11 protein-coding genes are annotated in these 14,535 nt (G+C 63.2%); 2 read left to right on the top strand and 9 right to left on the bottom strand.

The window, feature by feature from the left end; all coding sequences use genetic code 11:
• Positions 1 to 3 precede the first annotated feature (3 nt).
• Together AACZ17_RS10605 and AACZ17_RS10600 are read right to left on the bottom strand one after the other, a co-directional pair.
• The gene (locus AACZ17_RS10605) at positions 4 to 1,677 is read right to left on the bottom strand and encodes a bifunctional protein tyrosine phosphatase family protein/NAD(P)/FAD-dependent oxidoreductase (protein WP_290745684.1); all 1,674 of its coding nucleotides are present in this window, start codon (positions 1,675 to 1,677) and stop codon (positions 4 to 6) included.
• A gap of 23 nt (positions 1,678 to 1,700) precedes the next feature.
• Positions 1,701 to 2,597 carry an MBL fold metallo-hydrolase gene (locus AACZ17_RS10600; protein ID WP_290745681.1) on the bottom strand — a complete coding sequence of 299 codons (897 nt, stop codon included), beginning with the start codon at positions 2,595 to 2,597 and terminating at the stop codon, positions 1,701 to 1,703.
• Positions 2,598 to 2,801: 204 nt separating this feature from the next.
• On the opposite strand from AACZ17_RS10600, the gene AACZ17_RS10595 reads away from it, so the two are divergent.
• The gene (locus AACZ17_RS10595; RefSeq protein WP_290745678.1) at positions 2,802 to 4,121 is read left to right on the top strand and encodes a sigma-54-dependent Fis family transcriptional regulator; all 1,320 of its coding nucleotides are present in this window, start codon (positions 2,802 to 2,804) and stop codon (positions 4,119 to 4,121) included.
• Here AACZ17_RS10595 and AACZ17_RS10590 read toward each other — a convergent pair.
• The 6 genes from AACZ17_RS10590 to AACZ17_RS10565 all read right to left on the bottom strand — a co-directional run bounded on the left by AACZ17_RS10590 (position 4,115) and on the right by AACZ17_RS10565 (position 9,756).
• Complete coding sequence (locus tag AACZ17_RS10590; RefSeq protein WP_290745675.1) at positions 4,115 to 5,878, bottom strand: DUF885 family protein; 1,764 nt, start codon at positions 5,876 to 5,878, stop codon at positions 4,115 to 4,117. The genes AACZ17_RS10595 and AACZ17_RS10590 overlap by 7 nt on opposite strands.
• Before the next feature lie 72 nt (positions 5,879 to 5,950).
• Positions 5,951 to 6,652 carry a cysteine peptidase family C39 domain-containing protein gene (locus tag AACZ17_RS10585; RefSeq protein ID WP_290745672.1) on the bottom strand — a complete coding sequence of 234 codons (702 nt, stop codon included), beginning with the start codon at positions 6,650 to 6,652 and terminating at the stop codon, positions 5,951 to 5,953.
• On the bottom strand, positions 6,642 to 6,938 hold the full coding sequence (locus AACZ17_RS10580; protein ID WP_290745670.1) for a hypothetical protein: 297 nt from the start codon (positions 6,936 to 6,938) through the stop codon (positions 6,642 to 6,644). Before AACZ17_RS10580 ends, AACZ17_RS10585 begins: the two co-directional genes overlap by 11 nt.
• An 85-nt stretch (positions 6,939 to 7,023) precedes the next feature.
• Positions 7,024 to 7,350 (bottom strand): hypothetical protein, encoded by a 327-nt coding sequence (locus tag AACZ17_RS10575; protein WP_290745667.1) that lies wholly within the window; start codon positions 7,348 to 7,350, stop codon positions 7,024 to 7,026.
• A gap of 74 nt (positions 7,351 to 7,424) precedes the next feature.
• Positions 7,425 to 8,273: a hypothetical protein gene (locus tag AACZ17_RS10570; protein WP_290745664.1), complete on the bottom strand. Its 849-nt coding sequence runs from the start codon at positions 8,271 to 8,273 to the stop codon at positions 7,425 to 7,427.
• Between the two features lie 103 nt (positions 8,274 to 8,376).
• Positions 8,377 to 9,756: a class II fumarate hydratase gene (locus AACZ17_RS10565; protein WP_290745662.1), complete on the bottom strand. Its 1,380-nt coding sequence runs from the start codon at positions 9,754 to 9,756 to the stop codon at positions 8,377 to 8,379.
• A gap of 182 nt (positions 9,757 to 9,938) precedes the next feature.
• On the opposite strand from AACZ17_RS10565, the gene AACZ17_RS10560 reads away from it, so the two are divergent.
• Complete coding sequence (locus AACZ17_RS10560; RefSeq protein WP_290745659.1) at positions 9,939 to 12,413, top strand: TonB-dependent receptor; 2,475 nt, start codon at positions 9,939 to 9,941, stop codon at positions 12,411 to 12,413.
• A 78-nt stretch (positions 12,414 to 12,491) separates the two neighbouring features.
• Here AACZ17_RS10560 and AACZ17_RS10555 read toward each other — a convergent pair whose 3' ends face one another.
• Positions 12,492 to 14,327 carry a TolC family outer membrane protein gene (locus AACZ17_RS10555; protein ID WP_290745655.1) on the bottom strand — a complete coding sequence of 612 codons (1,836 nt, stop codon included), beginning with the start codon at positions 14,325 to 14,327 and terminating at the stop codon, positions 12,492 to 12,494.
• Positions 14,328 to 14,535: the final 208 nt, after the last annotated feature.

Here is a 14,535-nt window from a genome sequence, read left to right as displayed (position 1 = left end):
GCGTTAACCCTCGCCGATCACCGGCTTTGCCAACCACTCCCTGCCGCGCAGCATTGCCTTCCAGTAGATCGGCGGCAACAAACGCTCCTTGAGAAACCAGGCGGCCCGGCTGGGTTTGCGCCCGTCCAGCAGCCAGGCGGGCATGCTCGGCAGCAACTTGCCCCCGTAGCCGAACTCCGCCAGCACAATCTTGCCCCGTTCCACGGTCAGGGGGCAAGAACCGTAACCGTTGTAGTGTGCCACGCCCGCAGCGCGCCCGCTGTCCACCAACAGGTTGTTGGCGACGATCGGGGCCTGCATGCGCGCCGCTGCCGCGGTCTTGGCGTTGGGCGCGTTCATGACATCACCCAGGGCCCAGATGTTTTCGAACCGCTTGTGGCGCAGGGTTGTCTGATCCACATCCACCCAGCCAGCCTCGTCGGCCAGGGCGCTGGCGCGAATAAAATCCGGCGCGGTCTGGGGTGGCACCACATGTATCATATCGAAGTCACGCTCTACCTCCCGCGTGACACCGTCGCTGTCCGTTGCCGCGAACACGGCGCGGCGCGCCTCGCCGTCGATACGCACCAGCCGGTGGCTGAAGTTGAGTCGCGCATCATAGCGTTTGACGTATTCCATCAGTGCCGGCACGTAATCCGCCACACCGAACAAAACGGCGCCCGCGTTGTAGAACTCCACGCCAATATTCTGCAGACGCCGCTGGCGCTGCCAGTAGTCTGCCGACAGGTACATCGCCTTCTGTGGCGCACCGGCACACTTGATCGGCATCGGGGGCTGGGTGAACAGCGCGCGCCCGGATTTGAGCTTCTGCACCAATTGCCAGGTGTAGGGCGCGAGGTCGAAGCGGTAGTTGGAGGTGACGCCGTTGCGCCCCAGGCTCTCCGCCAACCCCGGAATCGCGTCCCAATCCAGTTTGATGCCCGCGGCCACCACCAGCCGGCGATAGCGGATCACACGACAGCCCTCCAGCACCACCGAATTGTGGATGGGGTCAAACGCCGCCACCGCCGCCTTGATCCAGTCGGCGCCCCGGGGGATTAGTGACGCCATGGTGCGCGCAGTGGTTGCCGGCTGGAAGATACCCGCCCCGACGAAGGTCCAGCCGGGCTGGTAATAGTGAATATCGGCAGGGTCGATGATGGCCACCGACTGCGTGCTGTCGCGGCTCAACAGGCTGGACGCACAGGCTATGCCCCCGGCTCCTGCGCCCACAATCACCACATCATACTCCGCCAGCACCAGCCCGCCGTGGTTCTGGCCTTCGCCCGCTACGCGCGCTACCACGCTGCTCATGTCGTAGCCCGCTTCACGCCCGCGGCGAATAATCTCCGTCGGTGCCAGACCACCGCGCGCGCGGGACAGGGCCCACAGGGTGGTGGAGCGCATTCCGGTGCGGCAGTAGGCGTGCACCGGACCCTCAATGGCATCCAGCAGCTGGCCGAAATCACGCGCCTCGGCGTCCGAGACCTTGCCCGCGACCACGGGCAGGTAGTGCGCCTGGACGCCCGCTGCCTCGGCGGCGCGCTGTACCTCAGCGTAGGCGGGCTGATCCGCACCTTCACCGTCGGGGCGGTTGCAGATGATGTGCCGCACGCCGCGCGCCGCCAGGGCGGCAAGTTCCTCGGGCGTGACCTGGCCGGAAACGGTGAGATGATCGTCCAGTGTCCGAATCTCCATGGGACTGTCCTCGAATGCAGTTATCAGAGCGCGTTAATGGGCAGTTTCAGGTAAACCGTGTCGTTGTCCTCTGCCTTTGGCAGATGGCCAGCGCGCATGTTGACCTGCAGCGACGGCAGAATCAGGCGCGGCATGTCGAGTGTTGCATCCCGGGCCTCGCGCATGCGCACGAAGTCGTCCTCGCTGATACCCGTGTGGACATGGATGTTGTCAGCGAGCTCGGCGGCCACACTGGTCTCATACTCCAGCTCTCGGCCATTGGGCATATAGTCGTGGCACATAAACAGGCGGGTTTCCCCCGGCAGCGACAACACGCGCTGGATAGAGCGATACAGGGTCCGCGCATCGCCGCCGGGGAAATCCGCCCGCGCCGTGCCGCCGTCAGGCATGAACAGGGTGTCCCCCACAAAGGCGGCATCGCCCATGACATGCACCATACAGGCCGGCGTGTGACCGGGGGTGTGCATGGCATGGCAGGTCATGCTGCCCACCTGGTAACTGTCGCCGTCGGCAAACAGGCGATCAAACTGGGAACCATCGCGGGCAAAGTCCGTGCCGGCATTGAAGACCTTACCGAAGGTCTCCTGCACCGTCACGATGTGCTCGCCGATGCCGATCTTTCCGCCCAGGGCATCCTGCAGATACGGCGCAGCAGAGAGATGATCCGCATGCACATGGGTTTCGATGATCCACTCCAGCGACAGGCCGTGCTGGCGGATGTAGTCGAGAATGCGGTCGGCGCTGGCAGTGCTGATTCGACCGGCGGCGTAGTCAATATCGAGCACGGAATCGACCACGGCGCAGGACCTGCTGTCCGGATCCCGCACCACGTAGGAAAAGGTATTGGTATCGGCATCAAAGAAGGGCACGACCTCGGGTCGGCACTGCAGATTTACCGCAAAATTGACTGGGGCTTGCATAACATCCACCTCACGACTTCATGGAATTGAGCGTTACCCGGTTTTAGCAACGGTCGTGCCAGAACGCTAAACACCCTGCCGATATATCGTAACCTATTGTTTTATAGCTATCTTTTCACGCCTCCGGGGGAGGCATTGCAAAAAGGGGTAGCGCTCGACGCCCCATTCCTGCCAAAATTGGCAAAAGACTTTGCCGGAAATGTCATGAGTGCATTGATCGCCACCGATACTGACCGCACCCTCGCCCGGATGCTGGAGGGCTACGAATGCCCCGCGATCCTGGTCAGCCCGGAGTACCGCATCCTCGCCACCAACAGCGCGTACCGCGACAGTTTCGGTGAACTGGACGCCACGACCCCCGCACACTGCTTCGAGGTCTCCCACGGCTACCGCGTGCCCTGCGATCAGGCCGGTGAAAGCTGCCCACTGTCTGCCGCGCGCAGCAGCGGCCAGAAGGAACGGGTGCTGCATGTGCATCTCTCTCCCGAGGGCCGCCAGCACGTGGATGTCGCCATGCTGCCCATTCACAACGACGCCGGTGAGCTTCTGTATTTCGTGGAGCTGCTGACCCCGGTGAACGTTGCCAGCGCTGAACTCAGCACGCGGCAGATGGTTGGACGCAGCGCGGCGTTCAATGAACTGGTGAACCTGGTGAACCTGGTAGCCCCCCACGAAACATCCATACTGCTGCTGGGGGAGTCGGGCACCGGCAAGGAACTGGCGGCCAGTGCAATACACCAGGCCAGTGCACGGCGCGACCGCCCACTGGTGGCGGTGGAATGCGCCGGCCTCACTGAAACCCTGTTCGAGAGCGAGCTGTTCGGGCATGTGAAAGGCGCCTTCACCGGCGCCACGCAGGACAAGCCCGGACTCCTCGAGTCGGCACAGGGCGGCACCCTGTTCCTGGATGAGATCGGGGACGTGCCGCTGGGCATGCAGGTCAAGCTGCTGCGCCTGCTGGAGACCGGCACCTGGCGCCCCGTGGGTAGCACGACACTGCGTCACGCCGACTTTCGCCTGATTTGCGCCACGCACAAAGACCTGTCGGCCATGGTGGACGCAGGCGATTTCCGCCGCGACCTGTTCTACCGCATCAACACGTTTCCCATCCACCTGCCCGCACTGCGCGAGCGCCGTGAGGACCTGGCCCTGCTCGCCAACTCCATCCTCGGCAAACTGCGGCAAGGCCGCCCTGCGCGGCTGACCGAATCTGCCGTGCAGCGGCTGCAGGAGGAGCCCTTCCCCGGCAATATCCGCGAGCTGCGCAACATCCTGGAACGGGCCCTGGTGTTTGCCCAGGGCGACATGATCGACCACCACATCATCGAGCGCTGCCTTGAACAACCTCTCAGCGCACCCCAGCCGCCTGCGGCCACGTGGACCGATCTACGCACGCGCGAAACCCAGTATCTGAAAAGCCTGCTCGCCCACTGCGAGGGTGACAAGGCCCGCGCCGCCGCCATTGCGGGAATCAGTGTGCGCAGCCTGTACCGAAAGCTCGGGGCCACGCTGGCCGATCACTGAAACGCCGCTGCCGCATACGGGTTGGGACCGCCCGCGGCAATCCAGCGGTCCAGCTCCTGCTCCAGCACCGTCAGGGGCACGGAGCGCAGGCCGAGGATCGTGTCGTGGAAATAGCGCTTGTCGAACGCGGCCCCCAACGCCGCTTCGGCTTCTGCGCGTTTGCGCCGAATCAGCATTTCCCCCAGCTTGTAGGACAGGGCCTGTGCAGGCCAGGAGATGTAGCGGTCTATTTCCGTGGTCAACTCATGTTCGGAAAGGGCCGTATTCTCGCGCAGAAACGCCTGGGCGCGCTCGCGGCTCCAGCCGTAGTGGTGCAAGCCGGTATCGATAACCAGACGCGCAGCGCGCCACATCTCATAGGACAGCCGCCCGAAGTGCTCATACGGCGTGTCGTACACACCCATCTCAATACCCAACCATTCGGTGTACAGGCCCCAGCCCTCGCCGTAGCCGGAGAAATAATTGTTGGCCCGGAACTCAGGGATCTCACCGGGGGCCTCCCGGGCGATGGCAGCCTGTAGAGAATGCCCCGGCGCGCATTCGTGCAGGGTCAGCGCGGTGAGGGTGTACAGGGGCCGTGAGGGCAGGTTGTAGGTATTGAACAGGCAGCTCTCCAGCCCCCCGCGACCACCGGTATAGAACGGCGCGATGGCATCCGGCACCGGCAGGATGGTGAAACGCCGGCGCGGCAGAAAACCCAGATTCGCGGCCAGCTGGCCGTCAACCCGCTTCGCCACCCAGGCCGTGAACGCCAGCAACTCATGGGGCGTCTTCGCATAAAACTGCGGATCAGTGCGCAGAAATTCCAGAAAAGCCGGCATATCCCCTTCGAACCCGCTGGCCGCGCGAACCGCGTCCATCTCCGCGCGAATGCGGGCCACCTCGGCAAGGCCTATCGCATGGATCTCCTCCGCGGTCAGGTCCAGTGTGGTGAAGTTGCGAATCTGCGCCTGGTAGAACGCGTCGCCGTCGGGCAGCTCGCGGGCGGCCAGTGTCTCACGTGTGCGGGGCAGATAATCTTCCCGCATGAAACGCAACAACTCCGCGTAGGCAGGCACCACAGCCGCATCAATGACGCTGCGAGCCTGCGCCTGCAGCTCCAGCTTCAGCGCCTCTGGCCACTGGGCCGGCAGGGCCGCGATGGGCGACCAGTAGGGGTTGTCCTCACCTCCTGCCAGGTAGGCTTCTATGGACCGTTCACGACCCGCGAGCGCCACCCGCGGCACGCTATAGCCCCGCGCCAGCCCCGCCCGCATATTGGCCTGGTGCTCGGCGAAGAAGCGCGGCAGCTGGCTCAGCCGCTGCAGATAGTCACGATAGGCCTGTTCGGTATCGAAGCCGCCCATACGCGGGTACAGGCCGCTCCAGAAAAAGGTGTCGGAATTGAGGGGGGCCTCATAGGTACGGTAGCGCACCTCGTCCGCCAGTGTCTGCACAATCTGCCTGAAGACCGCGGCGTTGATCCTGCCCTCGGGACTCAGGGCATCAACGGGGATGCGCTCCAGCGCCGCGAGGCTGCCCTCCCAGTAGGCCAACCGCTCCCGCTGGGTCGCCGCATCCACGCGCGGCAATGCGGGGCCGTCACGCCACCCGCCCTGCTCCGCAGGGACCTGCCCGAACTCCTGCTGTCGCCACCGGTATTCAGCTTCATATAACGTCCGCAGTTGCTCATCGGCGAGCGTATCGCGCGCCTGTGACCCGGTTGCTGACACCAGCAGGAGCAATCCTGCGAGCAAAGTACCCTGTGCATACTTCATGGCCGCCAAACACCCCACCATTGACTGGAACGCCCCTTGTGCAGAACATCCTTGGCCAGCACCTGCTGATTGTCAACGCCCGTCAGCAAACCAGCCGGCGCTCAATGCCATGTTCAGCCCAGGGCGCAGGAGCGGCAGCCTCGGCACAAGCGTGAAATATCCTTCACGCTGCTGCCGTGTGCGGCGGGTGTTGTGCAAGAGGAGCAGCGTACCGACTTCAGCATCCAGTGTGGGATCCAGCCACAGGTCGAGAAACTGTGCCCGACTCAATTGCCGGTTACCCCAACGGGGGTCCGCCAGTTGCACGCGCCCGGCAGGGTCGATACCGCGCAGCACACTGAAGTGTGCACCCCCCTCAGGGTGCAGCCGCACAATGGCAGGCACCTGCAACGACAGCAGACGCTCGGGCGTTACCGCGAGGCCCACACCCTGCACGCCCAGGTGCGTGGCAAGCGCGATGAGAATCGCATAGGAGACACCCTGCTCCCGCCAGTCCGCGGGTAACCCCCAGTCGTCTCCCTGCGCCTCCAGGAGACGCAGCAATGCCGCCTCGGACAGCGGGTCATTGAGGTATGCCGTAAAGTAAGTCGCCAGCGCTGCGAGGCCGCAGGAGAAGTCCCTGGCCTGCTTGACGACGCCGGCATCGCGCAGTGCGCGCCAGGAACTGAACACTGCGCCGTCGCTTGCCTGCGTCGGGGAGGCCGCCAGCACACCGCAGGCCCAAAGCACCAGGCCACAGCGCAGTGATAGCCGGGGCCTGCTGTCAGAGAACATCCCCGGGGGGCTCGTAGGGCTCGTCAGCAGGCAGCTCGCGGCGCACCTGTGCGAGGGCGCGACTGCGGCTCAGGCGCATTGCAGTGCCGGCAACCACGGCCAGCCCTGCTGCGGCGAGCGCAGGAAACACCGCCGCTGGCCACTGCGCGTTGAACACGGCAACCAGCACGCCCGTGAAGGCAACAACCACAACGCTGCCCTGCACCAGATAGCGAATCGAGTACCGCAGCTCCAATTGTTCAAAACGGTAATCCCTGAGTTTTTGCTCCAATGCTGGATCACGCATGTAAACCCCTCCAAAGCTTACCGGGCTAAGGATAGCGCCCGACTCGGAAAGCATAGCTCACCGGGGCGGGCGCTGCCCTGCACATTCAATGCGCGTTGAACTTGGCGTTGTTGCAGACGGCGCAGGATCCACCACCGCCGTACGTCGGCAGGTAGATACCCCAGTAAACGGAAATCAACGCGAGATCCACGCCTGCAATGCCGAGCGCGAGGGCGAGCGGTGCCCAGCGCCCCGTACTGGCCTCAAGCTCCTGCGTCGAGAGTGCAGTTGCACCCTCCAGTGTGGCTTCCGCGCTGCCGAAGGCACTGGCCATCCAGGGTGTATCGCTGGCTGGCCCTGCGCTCGCCACTGCGGGATTCAGAATGACCGCAGCCAGTGCGAGGCTGCTGCCGATTGACGTTAGTGTTTTCATGGTACATCTCCTTGTACACAGATAATTCCCCGGCGAAGCTCACACACGCGGCGTTCTTCGCTGCTACTCTCACGCTAAAACTGGTAGTGCCAGTCCACACCCAGACTCGCACCGCGGCCGCCGCTGGTGGCAACGCGGGTATCCACAAAAATGATTGAGCCGGGCCCCGCCTGAAGGCCAAGACCGAAGGTCAAGCCGGTCTGGTAAAGGCTGCCCGCTACCGGTGCCGTATCGAGGCGCTCGCGACCGACATACTGCCAGGAGAGCCCACCAATCAATGTGACCCGGGGATTGACAGCAAAGTTGACCTGCGGCTGCAGGCGCAGAATGTCCCCCGGATCGTAGCGGCGCACGCCGACAGGCCTGGGCCGACGCCACTCGTAGGACAACGCCAGCGACAGCACGACCGGATCCAGCGCCCGATAGAGATGGGCCCCGGCGCGCAGCGCCTTGCCGCTGTAACGCTCACCCGGAGCCAGCCAGCTCGTGGCCAGGGCGTCGACGCCACCGCTGAGCAGCAGCGCCGGTGTTTCCGTATCGGGCGACAGCAGCCAGCTGGCGCCCACCCCCAGCGCATATTCATCGCCACCGCCGGATGCAGCTGGCTGCTGCCAGTCGACGCGCGTGCGCTGCAGATCGGCATTGATCTCGACCGACCGACCCACGCCATAGCGCAAACGGGTAAGCGCCGTTGCGGAGCGGGTCTGCAGATTGGCCGCCGGGACCGGAAAGGCTCCCGGAGCGGCGCCACTCAGTGGGCGATCGGTACTGCTGTAACTGAACAGGGTCTGCAGCGTCAACGTGTTGGGCGCAACCAGCAACTCTTCGATATTCAGTGGCAGCTGCGCGCGACTGGCGGAAGGCAGCAGCAGCGGGAGGCACAATATACCAGCCAGCGCATGTTGAGCGGTTTGCAGCGACATTGGCGACCTCCTCTCGATCCACCTGCGTTCCAGTGGCTGACAGCATCGCCGATTGCGCCCCGCTGCGGTACGTCAATCCCGACCGAATCCCATCACTTGCGCGCTATTCCCCGCGTTCGCCCCGGGCGAGCGGCCCGGGGTCCAGCAGGCGCAGCAAGGTTTCGCGCGGTAGATCGGTGTCCTCCAGCGCCACATCGAGTACCGGACGCCCCTCATTCAATGCCCGCTTGGCAATGGCCGCAGCAGCCTCGTAGCCAATTTCGGGGTTCAGCGCCGTGACCAGCACCGGGTTACGTGCCAACGTCGCCGCCGCCTGATCCGCCAGCGGTTGCAGGCCGTTGATGCAGTCCGTCATCGACGCACAGCTCCCGGTCAGCAGCGCGATACTGCCCAGCAGCTTGTCCGCGAGTAGCGGCAACATCACGTTGAGCTGGAAATTGCCCGACTGCGCCGCCATGACCACGGTTGCGTCGTTCCCCAGCACCTCGGTGGCCGCCATCAGCACCGCCTCCGGTATCACCGGATTCACCTTACCTGGCATGATGGACGAGCCCGGCTGCAGTGCCTCCAACTGCACTTCACCCAGGCCGGCGAGCGGCCCGGAATTCATCCAGCGCAGGTCGTTGCTCATCTTGATCAGCACCAGCGCGATGCTGCGCAGGCAGGCCGAGCACTCGGCTGCGGTCTCCTGCCCCGCCATCCGGGTGGCGGGCTGTGCGGCAGCCGTCAGCGGCAAGCCCACACGCTCGCTGAGCACATCCAGCAGCGCGCGTACGTAGCCCGACGGCACGTTGACACCGGTCCCCACTGCGGAGCCGCCAATGGGCAGGGCACAGAGGCGCGGCTGCAGGTCGGCAAGTCGCTGTCGGCAGTCCTGCAGCTGAGCCGCCCAGGTGCACAGCTCAAACCCCAGCGTTACCGGCATGGCATCCATCAGATGTGTACGCCCCGTTTTGAGTACGGCCTGAAGCTCCGCACCGCGCCGCAGGAGCACGGCCTCCAGGCCTTCAAGAGCCGGGCGCAGCGTCGCGTGAATCTCCTGCGCTGCGGCGAGCGCGGTGGCAGAGGGCACCACATCATTGCTGCTCTGGCTGCAATTCACCTCGTCGTTGGGGTGCACACGCTCGCCCAGGCTGCGCGTGGCCAGGTTTGCCAACACCTCATTCATATTCATGTTGCTGCTGGTGCCTGAGCCGGTCTGAAACACCGGCACGGGGAACGCATCGTCGTGCTGACCCGCGACCACCGACTCCGCGGCATCGGCAATAGCCTTGGCCACCGCGGGGGTGAGTGCGCCGACCTCCGCGTTGGCGCGTGCTGCGGCGGCCTTGATCAGCGCCAGCGCGTGCAGAAACGCTGCGGGCATGCCGCGCCCGGGCACGATGCCTGCGTGATTCAGTGCGCGCTGCGTCTGGGCGCCGAACAGCGCTCCCTCGGGCAGCTGCACTTCACCCATACTGTCGGTTTCGAGTCGGGTTGCCATGGTCAGTTTTTCCCCTGTCAAAGTGCCTGGACCCAGCGTAGCAGACAGCAGCCAGCCCGGCGAAAGCCCGGACGCGGGGGTATTGTGTCGCCGAGAGGTAATAACCTAGTATGTAAGCGCGTCACTGGCGCCGCAGAGCGCCAGCCATAATTCTTATAACAGCTGACAAAAAGGGCTACTTCATGGCTTTCCATTTCCGCAAGGCTCCACTGGTCGCGGCACTCGCCGTACTTTCCGCAACACCGCTGGCTCACAGCCAGCAACTTGAAGAGGTTATCGTGACCGCGCAGAAGCGCGCGGAGAGCCTGCAGGACGTGCCGATTTCCGTGTCTGCCATACAGGGCGAAAAACTGCAAAGCGCCGGCATTCCCAACATGCAGGCCCTGTCGAACTATGTTCCCAACCTTTATGTGGCAGCGGCCTCGGTCAACACCAACATCTATCTGCGCGGTGTCGGATCGGGCAACAACCAGGGTTTTGAGCAGTCGGTCGGCATGTATATCGACGGCATCTACATGGGCCGTGGTCGCCAGTATCGCTCGGGCTTTCTCGACCTGGAACGGGTGGAAGTCCTGCGCGGGCCCCAGGGCACCCTCTTCGGCAAGAACACCGTTGCGGGAGCCGTGAATATCATCAGCGCATCACCGGATCCGGGCGAAGACTTCAGCGGTGAAATCGCCGCCAGCTACGAGTCACACGATGGGCAGTTGCTGGAAGGCTTTGTGCAGGGGTCGCTCACCGATACCTTCGCCGCACGCCTGGCCTTCAAGTCGCGCATGACCGATGGCTACATGGATAACGAATTCCTCAACCGCTCCGAGGGGGAAATCGATGAAACTGCCTTCCGCATCACCACCGTGTGGCAGCCTACCGAGCAGCTCGACGTAAACTTCAAGTACAGCAACACAGAGTACGAGCGCATCGGCTCACCGTCCACCACCAAGCGCTACCTCGACCCGGCCAGCCGCGATGAGCTGTTCCCCAACCGCTCAGCCTTTGCCACCATTGCCTATCTGTTGACAGACTCGTTCTTCCCCGACTTTGCAGAGATCGGGCAGCGGGAGTTTGTGTCCTTCAAGGACAATGGTGTCGGCAGCGGCAGCCTCGGTATTGGCAAGAACCCGGATGGCAGCGACGAAGACTTCGACAACTTCGCGCTGAACATCGACTACGAACTGCCGGGTGGCACCCTGACCTCCACCACGGGATGGTCCGAGTACCAGTACATCGACGGCGTCGATGTCGACTGGCTGCCGCTGCAGTTCATCCATCGCGATGATAACCAGGAGTTCGAGCAGTTCAGTCAGGAATTCCGTTTTGCCTCGCCCGGCGGCGAGTTCTTCGACTACGTCGCCGGCGTGTACTACGAGGAGAGCACACTCAAGTTCGACCGGCGCGTCACGCTGGATGCCAATATGAACGGGCTGGTACCGGCGCTGCTGGGGGTCAACAGCCTGTTTGCACTGGTCAGCGGCGGCGCCTACTCGGCCGAGCAGATTGGACGCAACCACCTCTATGAGCAGGATGCCGACTCCTTTGCGGTGTTCGGCCAGGGCACCTTCAACCTCAGCGACAGTGTGCGACTGACCGTAGGCCTGCGCTACACGGAAGAGAACAAGGAGGTGGATACCAACCAGTTCCTCAGCGACAGCATCACCGGCATGAATAACCCCTCGGAGGATTTCTTCCTGCGCTTTATTCAGGCAACCAGTTTCAACGCCTACATATACGACTACGAACGGAAACGCAGCACTGACAAGTGGTTGCCTTCCGTCAACGTGCAGTGGGACGTTACCGAGAACAGCATGCTCTATGCAAGCTTCTCACAGGGCTTCAAGAGTGGTGGTTTCACCGACGCGGATGACGGCGAGCCCGGCGATCTCACGCCCGGCGCATTCCCCTGCGCGCCCGGTCAGCCCGTGGAAGCCTGCTATGACCCAACCAACCCCAACGATGATTTCGAGTTTGACGATGAGGAAGTGGATGCCTTCGAAATCGGCGGCAAGCACACCCTGCTCGACGGCGGTATGACGTTGAACTGGGCGGCGTTCTATACCCAGTACGACAACCTGCAAACCTCCATTTTCAAGGGGCTCGGCTTTGGTGTGACCAACGCGGCGAAATCCGAAATCCAGGGGCTTGAGGTGGACGTACTGTGGCAGGCCACCGACCACCTGCGCCTGGGCCTCAGCGGCGCCTATCTGGATGCGACCTACGATTCCTTCAGGGATGCGCCCTGCACCGCGATCCAGCTTGATCTGGATCCGCTGTGCGGCACACCGGGAGGCTTTACCAGCAACGATCTGTCAGGCGCCGCAACAACCTATGCGCCCGAGTACACCGGCACCTTCACATTCGACTATGAGTACCCGATGAACAACGGGTTGGAACTGTTCGTGTCGGGTGAAGCCAACTACCGGGACAGCTTCGAGCCGGGCGGCGACAATGACCCCATTGATCGCATTGATGACTACACCCGGGTAAATCTGCGCACCGGACTGCGTGGCGAGAACTGGGAGATCATGGCCTACAGCCGCAACATCTTCGACGAAGAGGTGCTGGTACAAAGCTTTGACACCCCGGTTCTGGCCGGCACCCACAGCCAGTTCGTAGACGAGGGCCGGATCATCGGTATCCGGGCCAAGTACGCGTTCTAGCGTTACCCCGACAAAAAAGCCCGGCTCTCACAAGCCGGGCTTTTTTTGTTTCAGGCAGAGCGTATCAAGACGCGGGCATCAGGACCCACTGCTGTCCAGCACCAGATCGACGCGACGATTCTGGGCTCGCCCCTCCGGCGTGGCGTTATCGGCAAGCGGTCGACTCTGACCGTGACCGACCGCGTTGATTTGTGCGTCGTTGACTCCATGCTCCTCCACCAGCAGGCTGCGCACCGCGTTTGCACGGCGCTCGGACAGCCACTGGTTATAAGCTTCCGTACCACTGCTATCGGTATGCCCTTCAACAATGGCGACCACGTCCGGGTTGGCCTGCAGGAATGCCGCAGCCTTGCCAATCTCCGTATCATAGGCACGGGTGATCACCGAGGAGTTGAGTGCAAACTGCACGTTCAGCGACACCGCGACACGATTGTCGCCGACGCTGCGGTAGCGGCTTGCATCCTGACCGCCACCGGCGCTGGCCAGGCGCGCCAGCAGCGCTTCCTTGTCGATCTTCACCGCCGGAGGCGCTTCCAAAGGACACAGCGCCTGTCCATTGGGGTCATCGCCACGCGCCAGCTCGAGATTGTATTCGGCGATCTGCTCTGCGTTGAGCCCATCAACATTCATGGCGGCACGCAGGAGCCCCATGTTGGAGAGCGTACGGGTCTGGGCGGCGCGCAGGGCAGCCTGGGCACTCACATACGCTCGCTCGGTATCGAAGTATTCGTTCTGTGAGTCCAGCAGGTCGAGCAGGCTACGCTGCCCCAGGTCAAACTGATCCTGGTAGGCGCGGCGTGTCTTGTCCTGCGACAGGCGGTTGCGATCCAGAAACACGACCTGCTGTTCCAGCGCGCGAATGTCGTTAAAGGCGATCATGGTGTTCTGGCGCACGTTCAGGCACGCCTGCTTGCGCTCTTCCATCGCCGAGTTATAGCGGTTGTAGAATTCACGTTTGCGCGCACTGTCGGCGCCGCCCCGGAACAGGTTGTAATTGAGCACCAGTTCCACGGCTTCCTCGTCATAGCGCCCATCCAGGCCGTCTGTGTCGTGCTCGATCTCATTGCGATAGCGGAAATCCACCCGCGGCATGAAGGGGGCGTTGGTTCGATTGACGTTGGACTGGGCGGCACGCAGATTCTCGATGGCGGCGTTGATCTCCGGGCTCTTCTCGTAGGCCATGTTGAGCGCCGCTTCACGCAGCTCGGGAATGAGGCTCGAAGGAATCTCCGGCATCGCCAGGTTCTCGCCGGGCACGTTGCCCACGATGCGCTGGAAGCGCGTCTGCACGTCATGCAGATTGGTCATCTCGGTCAGCAGATTGGACTCCGCCAGCGCGACGCGGGCAGCCGCCTGCTCAAGGTCGACCCCCTGGCTGACGCCACCCCGGGTGCGCTCGGCGATCTTGTCATACACCTCGCGGTGGTAGACGTAATTGTCTTCCGCAAACCGCACCAGCTTCTGGTAGCGCACCGTATCCAGATAGGCCTGCGCAGCCTCGAGGGCAACCTCCTCAGACGCGCGCTGCAGTTCGTAGTACTGGTTGAGCTTGGTGAAGCCGAGGGCACGCACGTCCTCGCGGGTGGCGAAGCCGTCAAAGAGCATTTGCGTGATAGTGAACCGGGTGGCGTCACGCGTGTAGCTGCCCAGGTCTACCAGCGGCGTCTCGCGTTCCTCGCGGCCGATTTCCGCACTCAGGTCCACGCTGGGAAAGTAACCGCCCTCGGCCGCACGCTGCGCCTCACGGGTCGCCTCGAAGTTGTACCAGGCGGCACTGACTCGTGGGTTGGTGAGCACCGCCTGCGTGATGGCCTCGCGGAAGTCGGCCACCGGCTGCGTTTGTGCCGCCGTCGCCGAGGCGTGCAGCAGGCTACCTGCCAGAATGGCGAGCGACAGACCGAATTGCTTTTTCATGACGAGCCTTCTCTGAGTTGAACCACCCTGCCTGCCGCTGCAGGCGGGGATTTCCCCGACTAAACTGCCCATATTGTACGCGAAGTAGCGCAAGCCCGGAGAACCCTCCATGACAAAAACATGACCCGCATCACAATCCACGCATCGGCAATTAAAAAGGTTCATCGCGGGTTAGCGGGAATTTGGTAGAGGCGAACGGTCAATCGGT

It is taken from the genome of uncultured Haliea sp., from assembly GCF_963973825.1.
GTDB lineage: Bacteria > Pseudomonadota > Gammaproteobacteria > Pseudomonadales > Halieaceae > Haliea.
This window is presented reverse-complemented; position numbering and strand designations above follow the sequence as displayed.